The organism is Streptomyces mayteni, from assembly GCF_054783955.1.
Map to the genome: position 1 here is coordinate 68,234 of NZ_BAAGPR010000001.1, position 22,172 is coordinate 90,405.

The following is a 22,172-nucleotide window of genomic DNA, read 5'->3' on the forward strand; positions in this document are numbered from 1 at the left end:
TCGATCACCACGGTGGCCCCCATGCCGGACCGTACTGACGAGGGCAATACAGCTAGGGCGCCGTGTCGGGTTGCCCGCGCCTGATGGCCGCGTCGACCGAGGCGCCGATGCGGCTCAGGGCCGCCAACTCGTGGGGCGTGAGCCCGTCGATCAGGTACTCGCGGACCGCCGCGACGTGTCCGGGCGCCGCCGCCACGACCGCCTCGTAACCGGCCTCGGTCAGCGTCGCGTTGGTGCGTCTGCCGGAGCCCGGGATCCGGGCCCGCGTGAGCAGTCCGCGATTCTCCAGCCGCCCGACGACATGCGACAGCCTCGACAGCGACGCCGCCGTCCGCGCGGCCAGATCGCTCATCTGCAACGTGTGAGCCGGCTGCTCGGACAGGACCGAGAGCACCATGTACTCGAAGAAGGTCATCCGGGACTCGCGCTGCATCCGCGCGTCCAGGGCGGCCGGCAGGCTGATCATGAGCGCGGAGTTGGCCAGCCACGCCGCCCGCTCGTCGCGGTTCAGCCAGCGCGTTCCGGCGGCCGTACCCTCGCGTTCCCCCGCGCCCGTTCCCGATTCGCCGGGCGCCGCGACGTCGCCCGGCGCCCCGTTCCCCGGACGCCGGCGGCGCCGCCCTTCGGTGCCCGCTGTGGTTTCGGCCATGCGGCCATCCTAGGCCCTTGTTGACGCTTCAAGTTGAGGAGTGTACTTATTGATGCGTCAAGTTCGCCCTGTCGTGGCGCCGGGACCCCGGTGCCCGCGTCGGTGTGCGGGGCTGGCTCATCGATCCAGGAAGGGAACATCGGATGCAGGTCACGTCACTCGGCGGGGTCGAGGTCTCGCGCATCGGTCTCGGGGCCATGGGGATGTCGGCGTTCTACACGGGAGCCGGTCGTGACGACGCCGAGTCGATCCGCACCGTTCGGCGCGCGCTGGATCTCGGTGTCACACACCTGGACACCGCCGAGGTGTACGGGCCCCACGTCAACGAGGAGTTGGTGGGTCGCGCCGTCAGGGGCCGCCGGGACGAGGTCGTGATCGCCACCAAGTTCGGCCTCGTCTCGCACACCGGCCGACCGGGGCCGGACAGCACCCCAGCCAGCGTTCGCGCCGCTGTCGACGGGTCGCTGCGGCGGCTCGGAACCGACCGCATCGACCTGTACTACCAGCACCGGGTCGACCCCGGCGTTCCCATCGAGGAGACGGTGGGGGCGTTGAGCGAGTTGGTGGCCGCGGGCAAGGTGCGCCACATCGGCCTGTCGGAGGCGGCCGCGACGACGATCCGTCGGGCTCACGCGGTACATCCGCTGGCCGCCGTCCAGACCGAGTACTCGCTGTGGACTCGCGACCCCGAGGCCGAGGTGCTGCCCACGCTGCGGGCGCTCGGCATCGGTCTGGTTCCCTACTCGCCGCTGGGACACGGCTTTCTCACCGGCGGTATCCGCACCCTGGACGGCCTGGACGCCACCGACTGGCGGCGTACCAACCCGCGGTTCACCGGCGACAACCTCACGCGCAACCTGCGCATCCTCGACGAGGTGAGCGAGATCGCCGACCAGGCCGGGGCCACGCCCGCACAGGTCGCTCTGGCCTGGCTTCTCGCACAGGGAGACGGCATCGCGCCCATTCCGGGGACCAGGCGTGTCGACCGGCTTCAGGAGAACTGCGCCGCCGACGGAATCCGGCTCACCGCCGACCAGATCACCCGTCTGAACGATCTGCCGCCGGCGTCCGGCGAACGCCATGCCGCGCCCGACATGGCGGCCATCGACCGAATCGAAGACCGATGAACGGAGCTGTGAACACCATGGAGAGCAACGTTGTTCGTGTCGGCATCATCGGGGCGGACACGAAGGCGAGCTGGGCGGGGGCATCGCACGTCCCCGCGCTCGCGGCCCAGCCGACGTTCCGGCTGGCAGCCGTGGCGACACGGCACGAGGAGAGTGCCCGCGGCGCCGCCGAGGCGTTCGGCGCCGAGCGTTGGTTCGCCGACCCGTTCGAGCTCATCAGCGATCCGTCGGTCGATCTCGTCACCGTGGCCGTCAAGGTCCCGGCCCACCGCGAACTCGTGCTGGCGGCCCTCGCGGCGAAGAAGGCCGTGTACGCGGAGTCTCCGCTGGGCACGACCGTCGCGCAGGCGGAGGAGATGGCTGACGCGGCGGGGTCACTGCACACGGCGATCGGCCTCCAGGGCCGGCACAACCCGTCGGTGCGCCGCGCGGCGGAGATCATCGCGCAGGGCCGGCTCGGGCGGCTGCTCTCGGCGCGAGTCGCCGCGACGACCTTCGGGAACGGCCCCGAGTCGGTGAGCGCGTACGAGTACTTCGACAAGGCGGCGGCGGGAGCCGGCTTCCTGGCGATCGCCGCGGGCCACGTGCTGGATGTGGTCGAGGCGGTTCTCGGTGACATCACCGAGATCGACGCGCGCACCGAACTCCTCTGGCCGCGGGTGAAGCTGGTGGACACCGGCGCGATCTCCGTCCGGGAGGTGCCTGACCACCTCGACGCCATCGTCAGGACCGCGTCGGGCGCGCCGGTCGGGGTGCAGATCCTGGCGGGCGTACCCGCGCCTGACGCCCACTTCGGCCTGGAGGTCCGCGGATCGGACGGCTGGCTGAGGCTGACCGGCGATCACCCCGCGGGCGTTCAGGTCGGCGACCTCGCGCTGTCCTCGAGCGTGGACTTCACCCCGCCCGACAGCCCCGTCGCCACCGGTACAGGACCGACCGCCGCCGAGATCTGGACCGGTGCGTCCATCAACGTGGGCGAGGTCTACGCCAGCCTGGCGCGCGACATCGCGAACGGGACCCACCACACCCCGGGATTCGCCCACGCCGCCCACAACAGCCGCCTGATCGCCCGAGTCGAACAGGCCGCGCGCACCGGCCTCCGGCAGTGAGGGCGTGACACCGGGCCATGACCGATACGGCGACCGATTCGCGAGCCCCGGTGACCGACATAGGTTCGTGCCCGGCTGAAGACGCCTGAGGCCCGGAGACTCGACGCCTTTGCGGGAAATCGGCGAGTCGATGCCTCATCAGGCAGGTCGGTCGAATTGTCGTTGTCTCTCCAGGAGTTTCACATGCGCATCGGATTCTCGCTTCCCCAGTACGGCGCGATGGCTCAAGAGCTCAGTAGGCTCGCCGACTTCGCCCGACAGGCCGAGGAACTCGGAGCCGACAGCCTCTGGGTGGGTGACCGCGTGCTGGCCGCGGTGAATCCGAGCGTGGGCTACGGGGGCATGGACACGATTCCGTGGCAGTTGCATTCCATGCTCGACCCGTTCGTGGCACTGGGTGTCGCCGCGAGCGTCACCGAACGCGCGCTGCTCGGCGCCTCCGCACTCATCGCCCCCTGGTATCCCCCGCTGCTCCTCGCCCGGTCGCTGACCGGCATCGACGTGGTGAGCGGGGGACGCCTCATCCCCGGCCTCGGCACCGGTTGGTCGCCCGACGAGTACCAGGGCGTGGGCGTTCCCTGGAAGGAGCGGGGCGCGAGGCTGGACGAGTGTCTGGACGTGCTGGAGGCGGTGTGGACCACCGACCCCGTCGCACGACACGACGGCAGGCACTACGCCTTCCCCGCCGCGCGCATCGGGCCCAAGCCGGTCCAGCGCCCCCGGCCTCCGATCTATCTGTCCGGCTTCGCCCCGGCCTCCCAACGCCGGGCGGCCCGTCGCGCGGACGGCATACTTCCCGTGGCGGTGCCCGTTCCGGGTTCCGCGTTCGACCCCGCCGCGGTGATCAACCGGCCGCTGCGACAGGTCCGCCGCCTGGCCGAGGCCGTGGGCCGCGACCCGGCCGGCATCGACGCGATCCTGAGGATCAACCCCACCACCGAGTCGACCGTGCCGGAGATCGCGGACATCGTCCTCCGCACGCGAGACGAGACCGACGTCGACCACGTCTTCGTGGACTTCGTCTACCTGGCCGAAGAGGGCGTGGACCAGGCGCTGGAGCTGGTCCGGCACACACTGGAACTGACGCGCTGAGGGCCGTGGTTCGACAAACCGACGACCCAGGACCCTAGTTGACATTTCAACTACTGACACCTAGCATGGATGACGCGTCAACCAGGCGGTGGGTCGCCAGCCGGTCAGCCGTGTTCGGCTCACCGCGGGCATCGAGAGACGACAGGCCCGGAGCCGCCCGCCCCACATGCGGAGCGCGCCGTTCGCACGGCTCCTTGACGGTGCACGAAGACGCGGACCAGGGAGGAACGTTGGGAAGCCCACTGCCGCGGATCGACACGGACATGGCCACGTCGCGCTCCTCCGCCCCCGCACGGCCGGGGCAGCGCGGGCGCCCCGGCGGACGGATTCCGGTGACCGTTCACGCACTGGACCCGATCTCCCGGGAGGGCGCGCGAGGCCAGCTGCGCCGTCGCCCGGAGATCGAGCTCCGCGAGGACTCCGAGGCCGGTCCTGACACGGTGGCCCTGCTCATCAGCGACATCCTCGACGACGACGCCGTCGCCCGGCTGCGCCGCATCATGGGCAGCGGGCAGACCCGGGCCGTGCTCGTGGTGGGCTCGCTGCACGACGCCAAGCTCCTCGACGTGCTCGGCATCGGCATCGGCGCCATCGTCTGGCGTCACGAGGCCACCGAGGACCGCCTGGCGCAGGCGGTGATGGCCGCGGCGCGCGGCGACGGCGAGCTGCCGGCCGACCTGCTCGGCCGGCTGATCGACCAGGTGAACGTGCTGCACCGGATGGCGGCCGGCCGGGCCGGCTTACCCGGCTCGGGCCTCTCGCCGCGCGAGGTGGACGTGGTGCGGCTGGTCGCCGACGGCCTCGGCACCAGCGAGATCGCCGCCAAGCTGTCCTACTCCGACCGCACGATCAAGAACATCCTGCACGAACTGACCACGCGGCTGCACCTGAGGAACCGGGCGCACGCCGTCGCGTACGCCCTCCGCGAGGGCTACATCTGACCGGCCGCACGACAGAACGGAAGCCTGACGGTGATTCACGAGGTGGACGAAGTCCTCAAGGGGCTGCTCGGCGGCGGGGCGCTGGCCGGCTCCGGCGTCGAGGTCTCGTTCGACGCGCCCACCCGCGACTGGGCGGCCCGGCGCAACGCGCCCGCGATCAACGCGTACCTGTACGACCTGCGGGAGGACGTGAAGCGCCGCCAGCAGGGAATCACGCCCGTGCGCGACGAGCACGACACGGTTGTGAAACACCGGTCGCCGCCACGCTGGTTCCGGCTGTCGTACCTGGTCACGGCGTGGACGAGGCGGGCGGAGGACGAGCACCGGGTGCTGTCCGCCCTGCTGGCCACGCTGTTGTCCCGCGATCAGCTGCCCCCGTCGGAACTCCCGGGCGCGCTCGGCGCGCTCGGCATGCCGGTGCAGCTGACGGTCGCCGGTGACCACCCCGAGTCCCGCTCCCTCGCCGACATCTGGTCCGCGCTCGGCGGCGAACTCAAGCCGTCCATCGACCTGGTGATGATCGTTCCCTTCCCCGGCTACCCCGAGTACGACGCCGGCCCGCTGGTCACGGAGGGCATGGCGATCCGCGCGCACCGCGTGGACGAGCCCGAGGCGGCCCCCGACGAACGCGCCCACCGGCCCCACCAGGTGGCGATGGCCCGGCGGTCCCCGGGGGCGGCCACGTGACCACGGAGGCCGTGACAGCACCGGAGCACGGCGACCTCGCCCCGGACGACCGAGGGGACGCCGACCCGGGCGTCGCGCTCCTGTTCCGGCTGGCCCGGCTGTGGGAGCGGGTCGCGTGGCTGGTCGAGGACCGTTCCGCCGACGACCCGACCGCCGGCGACCCGATGCGCGGTCTCTACCTGTCCGAGGACGCCGTACGGCATCTGCTGGACACCGCCCCCGCCGCCGCCCACGGCACCGCGCCAGGGCCCGACTGGTCCGCCCCTCCCGACGCGGGCGGCGACCGACTTGGCATGCTCGCCCACCGGTTCGGTCTCACCGAGGTCGATGTCGCCGCGCTGCTCATCGCCGTCGCCCCCGACCTCGACCGCACCTTCGAGCCGCTCTACGGCTACCTCAACGACAACGTCAGCCGCCGCCGGGCCACGATCGGGCTCGTGCTCGACCTGTGCGGGCTGCCAGGGCACCTGGCGGCGGCCCGCGCCCGATTCCACCCGGCGGCGCCACTCGCCGCGCTCGGCCTGCTCACCGTCGAGGAGCCCGAACGCCCCTTCCTCAGCCGCTCACTGCACGTGCCCGACCGCGTCGTGGCGCACCTGCTCGGCGACGACACCCCGGACGCGGCGCTCGCCGCCCACCTGCGCCCCACCCCGGAGCCGACCGCCGCGTACCCCGACGACGGACTCGCCGACCGGCTGTCCGCCCACCTCGCCCGCGGCCCGGCCGTCGTCTACCTGCGCGAGCACCGCGAGGGCGACGGGCTGGCCTGCGCCACCGCCGCGCTGGGCGGCCGAACCCTGGTCTACGACGGCCCGCCCGAGGACGTGCCCACCCTGCTGCGCGAGGCCCGGCTGTCGAAACGCCCCATCACCGTGTCAGGACTGCCGGACGAACCGGCCGCGCTGCTACGGGAGCTGACCGCGCAGCAGGACGTCTCCGTGCTGCTCACCGACCCGCGCCCGTACGACCCCCGTTGGTGCGAACACGACCCGCTGGTGCTGGACGCGCCCCGGCGCGGAGCGGGGGACGCGGCGGCCTGGTCCGCCGCCCTCGGCCTCGCGGCCGGCGACGAGCCGGGGTTCGACCTGGCGACGGCCGTCGCCCCCTACCACCTGGGCGGCGAGGGCGTCGTGCGGGCCGCGCGCGCCGCCCGCGCGCTGGCCGACCTCGACGGCACCCCGCTCACCGCCGCCCACCTGCGCCGCGCCGCCCGGCAGCAGTCCGCCTCCGGGCTCGAACGGCACGCCCGCCAGATCCGGCCCGCCGTCGACTGGACCGACCTGGTCCTGCCGGCCGGGCCGCTGTCCCAGCTGCGCGAGCTCGCGCTGCGCGCCCGGCACCGCGACCGGGTGCTCGGCGAGTGGCGGCTGAGCGCGGGCGGCGGCCGGGGCCGGGGTGTACTCGGTCTTTTCGCGGGCGAGTCCGGCACCGGCAAGACCCTCGCCGCGGAGGTCGTGGCGGCCGAACTCGGCCTCGACCTCTACGTCCTGCAACTGTCGTCGGTGGTGGACAAGTACGTCGGCGAGACCCAGAAGAACCTCGAACGCGTCTTCACCGAGGCGGACCGCACCGACGCCGTGCTGCTGTTCGACGAGGCCGACGCGGTCTTCGGCAAGCGGTCCGAGGTGAAGGACTCCCACGACCGCTACGCCAACATGGAGAGCGCGTACCTGCTCCAGCGCCTCGAGTCCTTCGACGGCATCGCCCTGATGACGACGAACCTGCGGGCCAACATCGACGAGGCGTTCACCCGCCGCCTGGACCTGGTGGTCGACTTCCCCTTCCCCGACCCGGAGCAGCGGCTGGCGCTGTGGCGCCACTCCCTGGAGCGCGTGCCGGGCGCCGAGGACGCCGACCCGAGGGAACTCGCCACCGGGTTCGAGCTGGCGGGCGGCGCCATCCGCAGCGCGGTCGTCACCGCCGCCTACCTCGCCGCCGGGCGCGGCGGGTCGGTCACCGGACCCGACCTGCTGGAGGGCGCCCGCCGCGAGTACCGCAAGGCGGGCCGCCTGGTGCCCGGCGAGTTCACCGCCGCGTGGTAGCCCGGCACGGGCCGCCGGCCCTGGCCCCCACTCGCCCTCCTCGAAGGGCCTGACGATCTGCCACGGCTGGTTGTCGCCCCCGGGTGTACGGCACGCAGGTACACCCGATCGCCGCTGGTCAGAACGCTCCGGAAGCCGCCGCAAGCGGGCGACGGTGGCGGGGGACGAGAGAGAAGGACCGGAAGCTCGGGGAGCGTGCGTGATGCCCGGGTGCCCGCGGTCAGGGCCCAGCCCGGGCGGCACTCCAAGGTTCTGACGAACGCACTACTTCACGGAGCGACAGGCGGCGAAGTGCACGTCTCCCATGCCGGGGCTGAGGAGAGACGACAGCCGAGCCGCCTCCTCGACCGTGACGGTCGTGTCGGGAGCGATGACTCTCAGTTGCTTCAGTTCGCTGATGATCACAGGACCTTGCCTGCGGAGTCCGACGACGTACTTGCCGCGGAAGTCGTAGGGACCCCGGCGCCGTCGCAGCTGGATGGGGCTTCCATGGACGTTCAGTCGCTTCGGATGGTAGAGGGTGTAGTCCGGGATGACGTCGCCCGGCCCGTGGGTGCTGCGGGCGCGGGGGTCCACGGGCTCCTTGGTCTCCTCGTCCTCCGCCGACACGATATCCCGCGTGGTTCCCCGCTGCGGACTTGTCGCGGGCCCCAGTTCACCTCGCTCGATCCGGTGGGCGCGGCTGTCTTCGAGGGGGAAACCATGCGGAGTGTAGAAGTGCACTCTCGTGCCTTCCGGAATGGTCATCGTCAAAGCGCCGCCGGACACATGGTGGGCACCATGACCGGAGAGGACCGTGCCACCGTCGCGCCGACCCGGAGTCCGATGTGCGCGCCAGGATCCCGCCCGGTCACTGATCATTTCCGGTTGTTCCACGGACAGTGCTCCCATCTGCCCGATCAACTCGGTCACCGCGGCGTTCCCGGCACGGTCCTGCAGGTGTTGCATGAGATCTGGCGGGGGTGCGGTGCGGCTCGGCGGGCTCTTCCTGGTGGAGTCGCTGGCGCGCTCTTCGCGATGAAACATCTCCGCTCCCTGGCTCTCTCTCAGGCTCCGTCACGCCTGCTGCCACGATGCGAGAACTCCAGGGACCTCCGCCAGGACCACGCGGGCAGGCACGAAGGCACGCGCGAAGGCGAAAGGGGAACCGTGCGGCCACACCCCGTGCCTTCGGGAGGAGCCACTCACCAGTCCCGATTGGCTGTCAGCTCCCCGCGTTCGCCCCGAACATGCGGGGTCGCCTGTGGCCCTCACTCGTCCTCCTCGAAGGGCCTGACGATCTGCCACTCCTGGTCGTCGTCGTCGACGCAGTCGTAGATGGCGAGCGGGACGCCCGTCTCGTCGGTCAGGCCGTCCACGTCCAGGCACAGGCCGTTGCTGGCGAAGTTGTGGATCCAGTAGCGGTTCTCTCCCCGCTCCTCGAGCCACCACAGCTGGTTGTCGCCCGTCGTGCCATCGCAGGCGGACTGGATGACCTGTGTCCTGCGCGGCTGCCCCCCGCGTCCCGGCAGGTCCATGCACAGACCGTCCGCCGCGTTGACGATCTGGAAGAGCGGCGCGCTGCCCGGGCCACCCTCGGGGTACTTCACCTCCAGGTGCCACACCTGGTTGTCGCCGGCCACTGTGCACTCGGCCTGCTGCACGATGCCGCTCTGCTCTCCCCGGCCCCGTCCGGGAATGTCGGCGCACCGTTCGCTGTAGGTGTTCGACAGCAGGACGTTCCTGGCGGGCACGGGCGATTCCGGCTCCTCGGGTGGTGGCGGCGCACCTCCGCCACCACCGTCGCCCTCCTCCGGGGCCGGCTCCTCTTCCTCCTCGGTGGGCTCCTCGGTCGGCTCCTCCGCGGGCTCGGGCGGCGGCTCGGTCAGCTCCGGGGTGGGGGTGGCCTCGGGCGGCAGCACGTCGCCGGCCGCCGCCGGGCTCGCCGTGGCGGCGCTGGTGACCCTCGGCCGGTTGGCGAACCACAGCACCACGAACATGATGGCGAGGGCCAGCGCGATACCGAAGACGGTGGCCAGCCAGCGGGGCAGCACGCCGAGTTGGCGGTAGACGCCGTCCACGGGCAGCGGCTCGGTGCCCGAGCGCTGCAACGCCAGGGTGTAGGGCCGCTCCTCGCTCGGCCCGATCCAGGTGACCTGCTGGGGCGACAGCCGCGCCTTGACGAACGCGGCCCGCCCCGGCTCGATCCCCACGTTGGCCGGGTGGATCTCGTAGCTGAGCTGGTCGCCGTTGTCACTGCCGCTGATGGAGGCGGTGAGCGGGGTGTTGCCGAGGTTGTCGATGGCGAGCCGCGGCCTGCCCCGGAAACGGCCCCGCACGGTGACGGGCACCAGCTCGGCCCTTACCTCCGTGAAGGGCAGGATGGTGAGGTTGCCCTCGGGGACCGTGACGGCGTCCGGGTGTTCGGTGGGCGTGATCCGCACCGCGTACGGGTTCGGCCCGGCCGCCGCGTCCGGCGACCGGGGCGGCGCGAACGTCAGCTCCACGGTCCCCGTGGTCCCCGGGTAGAGCCGCAGCACCTGCGGCTCCACCCGCGTCCAGGGCGCGATCTGCCCGACGGGCTCGAATCGGTACTCGTCGACGACGTCACCGGTGTTGCGTACACGCAGCCGCACGCGCGTGCTGTCCCCGGCCTCCACGGTGGCGGAGGCGGGTTCGAGGGAAGTCCACAGGCTCACACCCCGACGCTAGGGCGGCCGGTGACGCCGGGTCAGGAGTCTTCCGTGCACGGCCCGGCCGCCGCGAGGGCGGGGCGGTTGCCCTCGCGGGCCGGCCGCGGGGTCACTGGCGGTTGCCGGGCACGTACACCTCGGGCTCCTTCGCCGAGTACACCGACGCGAAATCCTTGTCGCTCCGCTTGCGCACCTTGATGGTGATGCGGGCGGAGTTGATGTCCCGCCTCTCCAGTTCGCGCGCCACGGCCTCGGCCCGCCGGCGCGCCAGACCGCTCGACGCGATGATCCCACCGCTGGCGTGCCCTTCGACCACGATCGGTGCACTCGACTGCCGCCACCCCTCGGCGACGGTGCCAAGCCGGCGGAGGCTGAAGGGCTGCAGGCGGTCCGAGTCCTCCTCGAAGAACAGGCGAGGAACGCTGGTGGTGACGACCGTCATCGCGTTGAGCACGGTTTGGCTGCTCTCGCTGTGGAAGCTGCGCTCGGTCCCCGGTTGGTACATCTTGAAGTACCACAGGTCGCCCATCGCGGACCTGGCCTCCCGCCCCAGCAGCTTGTCGGCCTTCTGCTCGGCCTCGCTCTGCGGCATGAGGGGGCTTCCCGGGTTGTCTCTCACGTACGCCTCGGCGACCACACGGGCCGCCTCGGCCAGCAGCCTCTCCACCATCTTGCCGCGGTTGAAGTTCTCCAGGGTGATCTGGTCTCTGCCATCTCCGCTCTCGGCCAACACCGTGGCGTAGTGGTAGCCCCAGATCCGTTCCTCGCGTCGCCGTACCCGGTTGCGAGCGAAATCGAATCTCTCGGGGACACCGTCACGCGGCGCGGCGGAGATGGTGTGCGTGGTCAGTGCCTCACCGACCCGGGCGTTGGCGTACTCGTTGATGCCGATACCCTGCTCGAGGTCCCGGTTCTCCCCGGAGAACTGGCTTCTGCCGTACGCCTCGCCGGGCTCGAGCGCCGGACGGGGACCCTGGGCGGCCTCTGCCGCCTGCCGCGGAGTCCTCGGTGGCCGGCGCGAGGTCAGCGCGGCAGCGAGGGGCCCCAGCCCAGTGGCGCCTCTGGGGCCGATGTCCCCGGCGACGCCCTGGCCACCCGCGTCGCGGAACATCGCATGACCCAAGGAGCCGCCGACCATCTTCTCGGCGACCTCCACACACTCGTGTTGCACCAGGTGCATGAACCTCTCGCGGACGACATCGTCCTGATCAGTCGCGATCCGGGGCCGGACCACCGTGAGCCGTTCCCCACGGGAGTTGGTCACGGAGTGGCCGCCCTGGGCCAGTCGGACGTAGTTGCCGGCCCTGGCCAGTTTCCGGTTCGCCGAGTCCACGACCTCCGGAACGGCGTAGAACTCCTTGGGCTGGCCCTTCGTGGAGTTGATGGCTATCGTCTCGTCGCCGGACCAGGACATGGTGACCGGCCCCTTCGGCTCGACGTACCGATTCGTGTCAACCTTGAATGCGCCCTCTCTGTCGAGCGTGAGGGAGACCGACCCGGTGTTCACGGCAAAGGCCGGCAGCTGATCGCCGGAATCCGGGGCGAGCTCAGGGGTGATCGGGTTGGTACTGGTCTCGTACCGCTGGACTTGGTGGACGTGGGCAGTCGCCGCCTGGTTGCCGGCGGTGCGTTGGATGTCCCGCTGGACGCCGGGGAGGCCGCCGGGTCCCGACGGTCCGCGGCCGGCCGGTGAGAGCGGAGCTCGCATGACGCGGTCGGCGACGGCGTCGGCGGACTGCTCGAACTCGTCCTTCGGTTCCGAGACGCTCACACCGTCGCCGTGGTCGGTGCCGGCGACCGAACCCGCTCGCTGCTGTCGAAGGTGCTCCAGTTCGTGGGCGATCACTTTCTTGTCGCCCACGGCCTTGCGACTGAGGACGATGTGAGAGCGCGAGGTGTACGCCAAGGCGTCCAACTCGGCCGCCGAGCGGTCCGCTTCCGCTCCCGTGTGCATCCGCACGGAGGCGAAGTTCTCCCCACCGAAGCGCTGTTCCATCTCCTCTCGCAGAGTCGGTTCCATCGGTTGGCCGGGCCGGCGCAGGACATCGTGCACCGTCAGGCGCTGCACCGGTCGCGTCGCCGCCCGCTCCTGTCCGCCGTCGGGTCCGTGCTGCTGCTCGTCCCGGTCGTGGTCGCCCTGCGGGGACCGTGACCGCTGGATCATCGCCGCCACCGCCGCGTTGCCCGCAGTGCCCTGGAGCGCCATCAGGCCGGCGGCGCCCGTCGTTTCCCCGGTCGCTGGCGCCGCGGCGGGCTGCCGTTGCCGGGGCCGGCCGGATCGACCCGCGTGCTGCTCACCCTGATGTTCCTGGCGAAGCGCCATGACGTCCCTTCCCACGGACTGCTGAGCAACCTGTGTCTAGCCCGCCCGGTCGATCGAGGCCAGGGTCTGCGGGTCAGACACGAGGGCACGTGAAGGGGCCGTTTCGGCGCCGCACGGTGCGCTCCGTGCCAATTCGCGCTCCGTCCGGCCGCGCGGGGCAAGCCGGCTTCACCCGGTGGGCAGGGCCTGTGCCCCCGGTCAGGGACTGGCGGACGTTTCTTCCGCCGAACGCGGGAGCGAAGGTGGAACCGTTCCGTCCCGTCTCCGAGGAAGAACGAGGAGAGCCCAACCATGCCCTCGTACCTGTCGCCTGGCGTCTACGTCGAGGAGGTGGCCAGCGGCGCGCGCCCGATCGAGGGGGTGGGCACGTCGGTGGCGGCCTTCGTCGGGCTCGCACCGACCGGCCCGCTGAACGAGCCGACGCTGGTGACCAACTGGACGCAGTACGTGGCGGCCTTCGGTGACTTCACCGACGGGTACTACCTCGCGCACTCCGTCTACGGCTTCTTCAACAACGGCGGCACCGCGGCGTACGTCGTCCGGGTCGGCGGCTCCCCCAAGGACGCCGCTCCCGCGAACGGCGCGGCGCCCGCCGCCGTCACCGGCTCCGGCGGCAGCGCGACACCCCCGGCCGCGCTGCCGCCGGGCGAGCCGAAGCAGCTCGGTACCTTCACGGTCGCGGCCACGGCGCCCGGTGACCTGAGCGTCGAGGTGGCCGACCCCGAGGGCGAGGGGCCAGCCGAGCGGTTCAAGCTGATCGTCAAGGACGGCGGCAAGACCGTCGAGAGCTTCGACGTGACGGCGAAGAAGGGCAACCGCAACTACGTCGTCACCCAGATCAGGGAGCGCTCCCAGCTCGTCGAAGTGGCCGAGGCGGCGGCCGCCGGGCAGCTCGCCCGGCCCGGCAACCAGACCGTCGCGCTGTCGGCCCCGGCGCCCGCGGTGCCGGGCGGGGACGTCGAGGCGGAGCGGCCGGGACCGGCCCAGTACCTCGGCGACTCCGCCGACCGGACCGGCTTCGGCGGCCTGGAGGCCATCGACGAGATCTCCATGGTGGCCGTGCCCGACCTGATGGCCGCCTACCAGAGCGGCGCGATCGACATGGAGGCCCTCAAGGCGGTCCAGCTCGGCATGATCGCGCACTGCGAGCTGATGGGCGACCGGGTCGCCATCATCGACCCGCCGCCCGGCATGAACGCCCGCCAGATCCGGGTCTGGCGCCAGGAGACGGCCGGCTACGACTCCAAGTACGCCGCGCTGTACTACCCGTGGATCAAGTCCTTCGACCCGGCCACCGGACAGGCCCGCCTGGTGCCGCCGAGCGGCCACATCGCCGGCATCTGGGCCCGCAACGACGCCGAGCGCGGCGTGCACAAGGCGCCCGCCAACGAGGTGGTGCGCGGCGCGGTGGACCTGGAGATCCAGATCACCCGCGGCGAGCAGGACCTGCTCAACCCGATCGGCGTCAACTGTGTCCGCGCCTTCCCCGGCCGTGGCATCCGCGTCTGGGGCGCCCGCACCCTCTCCTCCGACCCGGCCTGGCGCTACCTCAACATCCGCCGGTACTTCAACTACCTGGAGGAGTCGATCCTGCTGGGCACCCAGTGGGTCGTCTTCGAGCCCAACGACCAGAACCTGTGGGCCCGTATCCGCCGCAACATCTCGGCGTTCCTGGTCAACGAGTGGCGCGGCGGGGCCCTGTTCGGCTCACAGCCGGAGCAGGCGTTCTACGTCAGGTGCGACGAGGAGTCCAACCCGCCGGAGTCCGTCGACCTCGGCCGGGTCGTCTGCGAGATCGGCGTCTCGCCGGTCAAACCAGCGGAGTTCGTGATCTTCCGGCTCGCCCAGTTCTCCAGCGGCAGCGCGGAGCTGGAGGAGTAGCTCCGCGCGTCACCCGGCGTTCGCGCGCCGGGTGACGGCAGACGTCGTGAACCCAGCCAGCGAGGAACAGGGAAGAGAGCAGAGATGAGTCTCACGGAAACCGACAGCCTTGTCGCACATTCCTTCGGCCTACAGATCGACGGGATCTTCGTCGGATATCTGATGTCGGTGAGCAATTTCCAGACCGAGCAGGACACCATCGAGAACCCGCAGAACTCGGAGAACGGCCAGCCGACGACCGCCATCCTGCCGGGCACGAGGAAGACCGGAAGCGTCGAGATCGTGCGCGGCATGCGGCCCGACCGGACCTTCAACGAGTGGATCAACGACTCCACCGCCGGCCGGATGGGTAGCGCGCGCAAGAACGCGACGATCATCATCATGGACCACGAGCGGAACCCGATCAGGCGGTACAACCTGCGCAGGGCCTGGTGCAGCAAGATTTCGCCGAGCAACCTCACGGCGGGTGAGGCGTCCGTCCTCACCGAGACCTACACCATCGTCTTCGAGGAAATGGTCATCGAGTGATGCGACGGACCATTGCCAGGGCGCCGAGCGGAACCACGCTCGCGCCGGAGCCGCCGGCCGCCGCCTCCCCCGAGGCCACGGCCGGCGGCGTGCCGGGGCAGCTGCGGACGGAATTCCCCTTCCAACTGCCGCGCGGCTACGTGGACGACCAGGGCACGGTCCACCGGGACGGCGTGATGCGGCTGGCGACGGCGCGCGACGAGCTCCTCCCGCTGCGGGACCTGCGGGTGCAGGAGAACCCTGCTTACCTGTCGGTGGTCCTGCTGGGCCGCGTCATCAGCCGCCTGGGCACGCTGGCGATGGTCCACGACGGCGTCGTGGAGGGGATGTTCGCCTCCGACCTGGCGTTCCTCCAGGACTTCTACCGCCAGATCAACGCCGAGGGGCACACCCGCGCGTCGGTGGTCTGCCCCCACTGCTCGGAGCCCTTCGAGGTGGATCTCGGCGGGAGCCGCCTGGGGGAATCGTGACGTACGCGACCGGCCGGCTGCACGAGGAGATCGCGTACGTCGCCTACCACTTCCACTGGGGCCTGGACCAGATCCTGGACCTGGAACACCACGACCGCCGCCGCTACGCGGAGCAGATCGCGTCCCTGGTGACGCGTGCCAGGACGGAGGAGTGAGGCGTGGCCTTGCTCGACAGATTCAGGCTCGACAGACTCAGGAGCGGCGGCCGGCGGGAGGCCGCCGGCGCGGAATCCGGTGTCGGGCCGGAAACCGGGGTCGGTGCGGCGGCCACGGCGCCACCACCACCGGTCGCCTGGGCGGGACTGCCGCCGATCCAGCGGTCGTTGGGCACGGGGCAGAGCGTCGCCGACGCGGAGTTCACCGCGCGGATGGCGACGCTCCAGAACCCGTCGTTCGCGGGAACGCTGTCCCATGCCGTCCTCGACGGCCGCACGATGAGCCTGGCGAGCCGGGGCAGGCCCACGGCGTACGGGAACCCCACCGCGGGACTCGAGCTGCCCTCGTTCACGCTGCCGGTGGTGACGCCGGCGCCGAAGGAGGAGCCCGCGCCGGTCCCTTCCCCGGTCACCGTGCCGCTGACCCCGCCGTCTCGTACGTCGGTGCCGCGGGTGACGCCCGTGGCTGAGCGCGCGCCACGGCCGCCGTCCCTGACGAGGGTGGCGGCGGCCACCGCGCCGCCGGTGCGGCGCCGCGTGCTGCCGGCGTTCCGTCCGGATCCGAAGCCCGGGAACCCCGGGGGCGGGAACCCCGGAAACGACGCCCCCGGCGCCGGGGGAGGCGAAGGGTCGGGTGGGCCCGTTCCGCCGCGTGGCGACGCGGGCGGCGGCGCCGTGCCGAGCCCGGTGAACGGCGGCGTTCCGCCGGTTCAGCGGGCAGTGGCGGCCCCGAAGGTGGCGGCTGACGGCGCGCCGTCCGGCGCCCCCCGTGACGAGCCGCCGGGTCGGACGAGCAGCGCGGCCCGACGGCCGGCGGAGCGGATCAAGGCCCCGGCCCCCGCCAAGTCCCCCTCGGCCCGGCCGCGGGCGGCGGACGCGCGCGAGGCTCCGCCCGGCGGTCGCGCCGCGATCCAGCGTGCGGCGGCGACGGCGACGCCCCGGCGGGAAACCGGCGGAACGGCGGACAGTGGGACGGCCTCGTCGCCGATCCGCCCCTTGACCGTGCCTGCTTCCCTCAGCTCCGTCAGGAGCGACGGCCTCACGGCGGCGCCCGGCGCCACCGTCCAGCGCTCGGTGGCTACACCGCCCGTTGATCACCCTTCCACCCCTGCCCCTGCCTTGGACTCCGGTGGCTCCGCCGTCGCCTCGGCGTCGCGGAACACCCCACGTTCCCCCGCGCGGCTCGGTCTCGGCGCTCCAACGGGTCGGCCGGTGCCACCCGCTCCCCCATCGGCCCGGCGATCGCCGGACGCCGCGCGTCCGTTCCCGGCTCCCCCGGCCGCCGACAGCCGTCCCTCGGCGGATTCCACGCCGGCCGCTTCGCCCGGTCCCGCATCGTCGAGCGTCGCGTCACCGGTCCCATCGACAAGGGCTCCGTCGTCAGCGACCGCGTCGTCGGCGCGTCCAACACCGCGCGACGCGGCCCCCGCCACGCCGGTGAGCCGGCCCGCCCCGGACACCGCTCCGCCCCTGCCCATCCAACGGAGCACCGCGCGCTCCACGCCGCCCGGCCTCGGAGCCCCCGCCACAGCCAAAGCCACAGCCACGCCAACAGACCCGACGCTATTCGCCCCACCGCCCGCGTCCACCACACGCCCGGCACCGGTGCGACGACGCGAGGCCAGGGCTCCCGCACCCACCCCGGCGCCGGATGCGGCACGTCAGGTCCCGGCTCCCTCAACCGCCCACAACCGCCCGTCGGCGGATCCCGCACCGATCCGTCCCGCGACTCCCGGTCCGACATCATCCGTCCGCTCGGCCGCCGCTCCGCCGTCAGTGACCGCGTCGTCGGCCAGTCCAGCACCGCGCGACGCGGCCCCCGCCACCTCCGAGCCATCAGCGCCCCGCCCCTCGGCGGGCCCACCGCCCACGCGCCCCGCCGCGCCAGTGACCCGACCCGCCACGAGCACCTCTCCGACCCCGCCGATCCAACGGAGCACCACCCACCCCACTCCGCCCAGCCCCGGGACTCCCGCCACACCCGGGCCAGCCGAACCGACGCCGCTCGCCGTGCCGCCCGCGCGCCCGACGCCCGTGCAGCGACGCGAAGCCGGGACTCCCGCACCCGCCACGACACGTTCGATCACATCGCCTTCGGCCACCGACGACCCGCCGCTGGCGGGCCCCGATCCGGCCCGTCCCGGGCCGGCTGTCCCATCAGCCGCGGCTCCGCCACCGGTGACCGCGTCGTCGGTCAGCCCGGCGCCGCGCGGTACGGCGCCATCCGCGGCGGAGCCGTCGGTGCCCCGTTCCGTGGCGAGGCCCGTGGCGCGGCGCGTGGAACTGACGAGCCGTCCGGCCAGGGGCACGTCCCAGGCCGCACCGCCGGTTCAACGGAGCACCGCGCGCCCCACCCGGCCAACACCGCCCGCGCACCCGGCGCCGTCTCCCGCCGGGGAACGGTCCGGCCGGGTGCCCCTGCCCTCCGTCGTGCAGCGTGTCACGGCGTCCAACGCCGCGCCGCCGCCCGTCGCGGTCCAGCGGCGTGCGCACGTCCACGCGCCCGCCGCGCCGCGCGGCGAGGTCACCGCGCTTTCCCTGCCCGGCACCCCGGCGCCGGTTCCGATGCCCACCGTCGCCCGCGCGCCCGCACCACCCTCCGTCACGCGACCGGCACCCACACCCACCCCCGCACCCACCCGGGCCCCGGCAACGGTGCGACGGCCGACGGCTCCTGCCCCACCCGTGGTCCAGCGGTCCACCCGGCTGGTGGCCCCGCCCACGACCTCGGCGCCCCCAGCGCCACCAGCGCCCCGGACCCCGCGCGCCGCCTCGCAGCCCGCGGAACGTGCGGCGCCCGCGCCAGCGGCTGGCTTCGATCCGCGCGCGCTCACCCCCCGCCAACTCGACGAGCTGACCCACCGGCTCACCGGCCGCATCACCCGCCTGCTGCGCGCGGAGCTGCGCCAGGACCGCGAGCGGATCGGACGGCTCCGCGACACCCCCCGCTGACCTCCAGCCGACCCGGCAGACCCGGCAGACCCCGCACGAAGGAAAGGTCCACCCTCGATGCCTCAGGAACTCGACCCAGGCACCTCGCTCTTCTTCAACCTCAGCATCGACGGCGAGAGCCTGGGCCGCTTCAACGAGTGCGAAGGGCTGTCCTCCCAGGTGGAGATCGAGCAGCGTCAGGAGGGCGGCAACAACGGCTTCGTCTGGCAGCTGCCGACCCGCGTCAGCTTCTCCAACATCCGGCTGACCCGCCCGCTCACCCCGGAGACCGCGAAGGTCGCCAAGTGGATCTCCTCCATCCAGACGGGAATCACCCGCCCCACCGCGCAGATCAGGGCGCTGCGCGCCGACGGGTCCGAGGTCGCGCGCTGGGGGCTGATCGACGTGCTGCCGGTCAGCTGGCAGGGGCCCGCCTTCAACCCGGCCAGCCCGGCCGTGGCCACGGAGGTCCTGGAGATCGCCCACCACGGATTCACCGACTGAACCGGACTCCAACGGACCTCGACGGACCCAGACGACCGAGAAGAAGGACCGCACCAGCCATGCCCACGGGAAACGGAGGCGCGGGCAAGAGCCTCGTCCGCGCCACGCTCGCCATCCACGAACCCCCCACCGGCTACAGCACCACCCCGGGCGGGCTCATCAAGACCCTCACGCTCGACTTCAACCCGGTGCAGCTGGCCCTCAGCCGCCGCGCCAACTGGGCCGTCACCCCGACCGCGGCCGTGCGCGACGGCTCGCTGCCCGAGTATCTCGGTCCCGAGCCCCGCGAGATGAGTGTGGAGGTCTTCCTCGACTCCTCGGAGGAGCCCGACGGCAACTCCGTGATGCGGAAGGTGAGAGCGCTGATGGAGTGCTGCGAGACGACCGCGAGGAGTGTCGCCGCCAAGCAGCCGTCGCCGCCGTGGGTCGTGTTCCAGTGGGGCTCGTTCGCCACGGCCCGCTTCACCGCGTACGTCTCCTCCGTCGAGGCCACCTACACCCTCTTCGGCACCACCGGCGTGCCGATCCGCGCCACCTGCCAGGTGAACATCCACGAGATCCCCAGCACGACCGGCGGACAGAACCCGACGTCCGGCGCGCTCACCGCCCGGCGGGTGCACCGGGTCGTCGCGGGCGACTCGCTGCAGTCGATCGCGTGGCGCGAGTACGGCGCCGCCGCCGCGTGGCGGTCGATCGCCGAGGCCAACGACATCGACGACCCCGCCGCCCTGCGGACCGGCAGCGAACTGATGCTGCCGGCCGCCGAGGAGGTGACCTACTGATGTCGCAGCGGTCGTTCTCCAACGTCGCCCACGTCTCCATCGGCGGCGGGGTGCTGAGGGGTGAGGCGGCCCGGCAGCTCGTCGACGTCTCGGTCGACCAGGGCATGGGCGTGCCCGCCGCGTTCCAGCTGACCTTCCGGGACCAGCAGCGCACCCTGCTCGGCCTGTTGGGCGTGAAGTTCGGCGACCCGGTGCGGATCTCGCCGGTCGCCGCCGGGCGCGGCACCGCTGATCCGCTCCTGACCGGCGAGGTCACCGGCCTGGAGGTCGACTACGACGGCACCGGCACGTTCGCCGTCGTCCGCGGCTACGACAGCGGCTTCCGGCTGATGCGGCAACGCCGGGTGGTGGCGTACCGCAACCAGCGCGCCTCCGACATCGCCCGCAAGCTGGCCGGCCTGGACGGCGTGACCGTCGGCCGGATCGACGCGACGACGACGGTGTACGAGTTCATCAGCCAGGGGGGCGTCAGCGACTGGGACTTCCTCGCGCGGCTCGCCGCCGAGAACGAGATGGTGATGTCCATCGACGCGCGCGGCACGTTCCAGTTCGTCAACCCCGAGCCGGCCTCCGGCGCGCCCTCGCCGCGGACGAACAGCCAGACCACCCCCTTCGTGCTCGGCCGCACCGACATCCTGCGGCTGCGGGCCGGCGTCACCGCCGCCGACCAGGTCAGCAAGGTCGAGTCGCGCGGCTGGGACGTCGTCGGAAAGCGGCGGATCGTCGGCACCTCCACGGCCGACACCGACCCCGGCATCGACATCGGCAGCACCCCGCGGGCGGCGACCGCCCGGTTCCGGCCCGTCACCCTGGTGGAGACCGGGACCCCGTACGACCGGGACCCCGAGGTCAGGCACGCCGCCGCGGCGCTCGCCGGCGACGTCACCTCGTCCTTCGCCGAGGTGGAGGTCATCGCGCTCGGTACGCCGAAGCTGCGAGCGGGCATCCCGGTGGCGCTCGCCGACGTGGGCGAGCCCTTCGAGGGCAAGTACACCGCGACCTCCGTCCGGCACGTCTTCGGCGACGGGCACTACGAGGCGTGGGTGACCGTCAGCGGGCGGCAGTGGCGTTCGCTGTACGGGCTCGCCTCGGGCGGGGGCGGCGGCGCGGGGACCGCGTCGCGGCTGCCCGGCGTGGCCAACGCGCTCGTCACCGACGTGCAGGACCCGCTGAGGCAGGGGCGGGTGAAGCTGGAGTTCCCGTGGCTCGACGACACGTACGTCAGCGACTGGGCACGGGTGGTGCAGTGGGGCGGCAGGGGTGGCGGCGGGATCTTCCCGCTGGACGTCGGCGACGAGGTGCTGGTGGCGTTCGACCGGGGCGCCCTCGACCACCCCTTCGTCATCGGCGGGCTCTACAACGGCAAGGACAGGCCGACCGACGTGCCCGACGTGCCGCTCCACGACGGGCTGCGGCGGCTGGCGGCCCGGCACACCCTCTCCGACCGCACCGGCAACCGTCTGGACCTGCTCAGCCAGCAGACCGGGGCCGCCAGGCGGGGGGTGCGCCTGGCGACCGGCAACGACCGGCTGGTCATCAACCTCGACCGGACGAAGACCGAGATCAGCATCGACAGCAAGGGCGCGGTCAGCATCAGCGGCAGCCGGTCGGTGTCGGTGGAGGCCGGCACGGACCTCTCGCTGAGCGCCCGGCGCAAACTGTCCATCAGCAGCGGCGGGACGCTCAGCATCGAGGGCCGCGGCCCCGTCAGTGTCAGGTCGCTCGCCGGCCCGGTCGCGCTGAACTCCGCGATCGCCATCAGCCTGAAGGCCGCCGCCACGACGATGACCGTGCAGGTGCCCGCCGTCACCGTGGTCCCGCCCCTGATCAACAAGATGCCGGTGGTGTGATGGCCGAGCAGTTCGTCGGGTCCGGCTGGACGTTCCCGCTACGCATCTCCCCGACCGGCGGCATCGCCCTGGTCGGCGGGGATCAGGAGATCGAGGAGGCCATGCGCCTGGTGCTGGCCACCGCGCCGGGCGAGCGGCCGATGCGCCCCGAGTTCGGCTGCGCGATCCACGACATGGTCTTCGCGCCGGTCAACGAGCAGACCGCGGGCCGCATCCAGCACGAGGTGTACGCCAGCCTCGACCGCTGGGAGCCGCGGATCGAGGTCCACGACGTGGAGGTCACCGCCGGCGACGACCAGAGCGTGCTGTACATCGACGTCCGCTACGCCATCCGCGGCACCAACAACCCGCGCAGCCTCGTCTTCCCCTTCTACGTCATCCCGTCCCACGACGAGCCGGACGACTCCGCCGGCCCGGATCTGTGAAAGC

General features: G+C 72.4%; 20 protein-coding genes. 15 read left to right on the plus strand and 5 right to left on the minus strand.

Annotated elements, in window-relative coordinates:
- Positions 1-52: 52 nt before the first annotated feature.
- Positions 53-649 (minus strand): MarR family winged helix-turn-helix transcriptional regulator, encoded by a 597-nt coding sequence (locus ACYVPE_RS00315; RefSeq protein ID WP_461031261.1) that lies wholly within the window; start codon positions 647-649, stop codon positions 53-55.
- A gap of 143 nt (positions 650-792) precedes the next feature.
- On the opposite strand from ACYVPE_RS00315, the gene ACYVPE_RS00320 reads away from it, so the two are divergent.
- The 6 genes from ACYVPE_RS00320 to ACYVPE_RS00345 all read left to right on the plus strand — a co-directional run bounded on the left by ACYVPE_RS00320 (position 793) and on the right by ACYVPE_RS00345 (position 7,647).
- Complete coding sequence (locus tag ACYVPE_RS00320; RefSeq protein WP_461031262.1) at positions 793-1,776, plus strand: aldo/keto reductase; 984 nt, start codon at positions 793-795, stop codon at positions 1,774-1,776.
- Positions 1,777-1,793: 17 nt separating this feature from the next.
- Positions 1,794-2,885 carry a Gfo/Idh/MocA family protein gene (locus ACYVPE_RS00325; RefSeq protein WP_461031263.1) on the plus strand — a complete coding sequence of 364 codons (1,092 nt, stop codon included), beginning with the start codon at positions 1,794-1,796 and terminating at the stop codon, positions 2,883-2,885.
- A 183-nt stretch (positions 2,886-3,068) separates the two neighbouring features.
- Positions 3,069-3,977, plus strand: a complete 909-nt coding sequence (locus ACYVPE_RS00330; protein WP_461031264.1) for a TIGR03619 family F420-dependent LLM class oxidoreductase — start codon at positions 3,069-3,071, stop codon at positions 3,975-3,977.
- A 263-nt stretch (positions 3,978-4,240) separates the two neighbouring features.
- Positions 4,241-4,918 carry a helix-turn-helix transcriptional regulator gene (locus tag ACYVPE_RS00335; RefSeq protein ID WP_461031392.1) on the plus strand — a complete coding sequence of 226 codons (678 nt, stop codon included), beginning with the start codon at positions 4,241-4,243 and terminating at the stop codon, positions 4,916-4,918.
- A 30-nt stretch (positions 4,919-4,948) separates the two neighbouring features.
- A complete protein-coding gene (locus tag ACYVPE_RS00340) occupies positions 4,949-5,605 on the plus strand; it encodes a Pvc16 family protein (RefSeq protein WP_461031265.1) in 657 nt (218 codons plus the stop codon).
- Positions 5,606-5,616: 11 nt separating this feature from the next.
- The gene (locus ACYVPE_RS00345; RefSeq protein ID WP_461031266.1) at positions 5,617-7,647 is read left to right on the plus strand and encodes an ATP-binding protein; all 2,031 of its coding nucleotides are present in this window, start codon (positions 5,617-5,619) and stop codon (positions 7,645-7,647) included.
- A 264-nt stretch (positions 7,648-7,911) separates the two neighbouring features.
- On the opposite strand, the gene ACYVPE_RS00350 is transcribed toward ACYVPE_RS00345, so the two are convergent.
- From ACYVPE_RS00350 to ACYVPE_RS00360, 3 genes are all read right to left on the minus strand, one after another.
- Positions 7,912-8,673, minus strand: a complete 762-nt coding sequence (locus ACYVPE_RS00350) for a putative adhesin (protein ID WP_461031267.1) — start codon at positions 8,671-8,673, stop codon at positions 7,912-7,914.
- A gap of 224 nt (positions 8,674-8,897) precedes the next feature.
- Positions 8,898-10,325, minus strand: coding sequence for an RICIN domain-containing protein (locus ACYVPE_RS00355; RefSeq protein ID WP_461031268.1), 1,428 nt, complete (start codon positions 10,323-10,325; stop codon positions 8,898-8,900).
- Between the two features lie 103 nt (positions 10,326-10,428).
- Complete coding sequence (locus tag ACYVPE_RS00360) at positions 10,429-12,642, minus strand: eCIS core domain-containing protein (protein WP_461031269.1); 2,214 nt, start codon at positions 12,640-12,642, stop codon at positions 10,429-10,431.
- A gap of 291 nt (positions 12,643-12,933) precedes the next feature.
- Between ACYVPE_RS00360 and ACYVPE_RS00365 the strand changes: the two genes are divergently transcribed.
- The 4 genes from ACYVPE_RS00365 to ACYVPE_RS00380 all read left to right on the plus strand — a co-directional run bounded on the left by ACYVPE_RS00365 (position 12,934) and on the right by ACYVPE_RS00380 (position 15,676).
- Positions 12,934-14,523: a phage tail sheath subtilisin-like domain-containing protein gene (locus tag ACYVPE_RS00365; RefSeq protein WP_461031270.1), complete on the plus strand. Its 1,590-nt coding sequence runs from the start codon at positions 12,934-12,936 to the stop codon at positions 14,521-14,523.
- A gap of 84 nt (positions 14,524-14,607) precedes the next feature.
- Positions 14,608-15,051: a phage tail protein gene (locus tag ACYVPE_RS00370; protein ID WP_132820892.1), complete on the plus strand. Its 444-nt coding sequence runs from the start codon at positions 14,608-14,610 to the stop codon at positions 15,049-15,051.
- Positions 15,051-15,521: a hypothetical protein gene (locus ACYVPE_RS00375; protein ID WP_461031271.1), complete on the plus strand. Its 471-nt coding sequence runs from the start codon at positions 15,051-15,053 to the stop codon at positions 15,519-15,521. The genes ACYVPE_RS00370 and ACYVPE_RS00375 overlap by 1 nt, the downstream gene beginning before the upstream one ends.
- Positions 15,518-15,676 (plus strand): DUF6760 family protein, encoded by a 159-nt coding sequence (locus ACYVPE_RS00380; protein WP_461031272.1) that lies wholly within the window; start codon positions 15,518-15,520, stop codon positions 15,674-15,676. Before ACYVPE_RS00375 ends, ACYVPE_RS00380 begins: the two co-directional genes overlap by 4 nt.
- Here the strand turns inward: ACYVPE_RS00380 and ACYVPE_RS00385 are convergent.
- On the minus strand, positions 15,625-16,191 hold the full coding sequence (locus ACYVPE_RS00385) for a hypothetical protein (protein ID WP_461031273.1): 567 nt from the start codon (positions 16,189-16,191) through the stop codon (positions 15,625-15,627). The genes ACYVPE_RS00380 and ACYVPE_RS00385 overlap by 52 nt on opposite strands.
- A gap of 2,194 nt (positions 16,192-18,385) precedes the next feature.
- Between ACYVPE_RS00385 and ACYVPE_RS00390 the strand changes: the two genes are divergently transcribed.
- Genes ACYVPE_RS00390 through ACYVPE_RS00410 form a run of 5 tightly spaced genes read left to right on the plus strand, consistent with a single transcriptional unit; the run spans position 18,386 to position 22,168 of the window.
- The gene (locus ACYVPE_RS00390; RefSeq protein ID WP_461031274.1) at positions 18,386-18,628 is read left to right on the plus strand and encodes a hypothetical protein; all 243 of its coding nucleotides are present in this window, start codon (positions 18,386-18,388) and stop codon (positions 18,626-18,628) included.
- A gap of 57 nt (positions 18,629-18,685) precedes the next feature.
- On the plus strand, positions 18,686-19,111 hold the full coding sequence (locus tag ACYVPE_RS00395; protein ID WP_461031275.1) for a phage tail protein: 426 nt from the start codon (positions 18,686-18,688) through the stop codon (positions 19,109-19,111).
- A 59-nt stretch (positions 19,112-19,170) separates the two neighbouring features.
- Entirely contained in the window at positions 19,171-19,893 is a 723-nt protein-coding gene (locus ACYVPE_RS00400) for a CIS tube protein (protein ID WP_461031276.1), read from the plus strand.
- On the plus strand, positions 19,893-21,743 hold the full coding sequence (locus ACYVPE_RS00405) for a VgrG-related protein (RefSeq protein WP_461031277.1): 1,851 nt from the start codon (positions 19,893-19,895) through the stop codon (positions 21,741-21,743). Before ACYVPE_RS00400 ends, ACYVPE_RS00405 begins: the two co-directional genes overlap by 1 nt.
- Positions 21,743-22,168 (plus strand): GPW/gp25 family protein, encoded by a 426-nt coding sequence (locus ACYVPE_RS00410; protein ID WP_461031278.1) that lies wholly within the window; start codon positions 21,743-21,745, stop codon positions 22,166-22,168. The genes ACYVPE_RS00405 and ACYVPE_RS00410 overlap by 1 nt, the downstream gene beginning before the upstream one ends.
- Positions 22,169-22,172 lie beyond the last annotated feature (4 nt).

Coding starts and splice junctions, on each gene's coding strand:
- ACYVPE_RS00315 (WP_461031261.1), bottom strand. CDS start 649: ATGGCCGAAACCACAGCGGGCACCGAAGGGCGGCGCCGCCGGCGTCCG.
- ACYVPE_RS00325 (WP_461031263.1), top strand. CDS start 1,794: ATGGAGAGCAACGTTGTTCGTGTCGGCATCATCGGGGCGGACACGAAG.
- ACYVPE_RS00405 (WP_461031277.1), top strand. CDS start 19,893: ATGTCGCAGCGGTCGTTCTCCAACGTCGCCCACGTCTCCATCGGCGGC.
- ACYVPE_RS00395 (WP_461031275.1), top strand. CDS start 18,686: ATGCCTCAGGAACTCGACCCAGGCACCTCGCTCTTCTTCAACCTCAGC.
- ACYVPE_RS00410 (WP_461031278.1), top strand. CDS start 21,743: ATGGCCGAGCAGTTCGTCGGGTCCGGCTGGACGTTCCCGCTACGCATC.
- ACYVPE_RS00400 (WP_461031276.1), top strand. CDS start 19,171: ATGCCCACGGGAAACGGAGGCGCGGGCAAGAGCCTCGTCCGCGCCACG.
- ACYVPE_RS00330 (WP_461031264.1), top strand. CDS start 3,069: ATGCGCATCGGATTCTCGCTTCCCCAGTACGGCGCGATGGCTCAAGAG.
- ACYVPE_RS00320 (WP_461031262.1), top strand. CDS start 793: ATGCAGGTCACGTCACTCGGCGGGGTCGAGGTCTCGCGCATCGGTCTC.
- ACYVPE_RS00365 (WP_461031270.1), top strand. CDS start 12,934: ATGCCCTCGTACCTGTCGCCTGGCGTCTACGTCGAGGAGGTGGCCAGC.
- ACYVPE_RS00350 (WP_461031267.1), bottom strand. CDS start 8,673: ATGTTTCATCGCGAAGAGCGCGCCAGCGACTCCACCAGGAAGAGCCCG.
- ACYVPE_RS00375 (WP_461031271.1), top strand. CDS start 15,051: ATGCGACGGACCATTGCCAGGGCGCCGAGCGGAACCACGCTCGCGCCG.
- ACYVPE_RS00370 (WP_132820892.1), top strand. CDS start 14,608: ATGAGTCTCACGGAAACCGACAGCCTTGTCGCACATTCCTTCGGCCTA.
- ACYVPE_RS00335 (WP_461031392.1), top strand. CDS start 4,241: ATGGCCACGTCGCGCTCCTCCGCCCCCGCACGGCCGGGGCAGCGCGGG.
- ACYVPE_RS00360 (WP_461031269.1), bottom strand. CDS start 12,642: ATGGCGCTTCGCCAGGAACATCAGGGTGAGCAGCACGCGGGTCGATCC.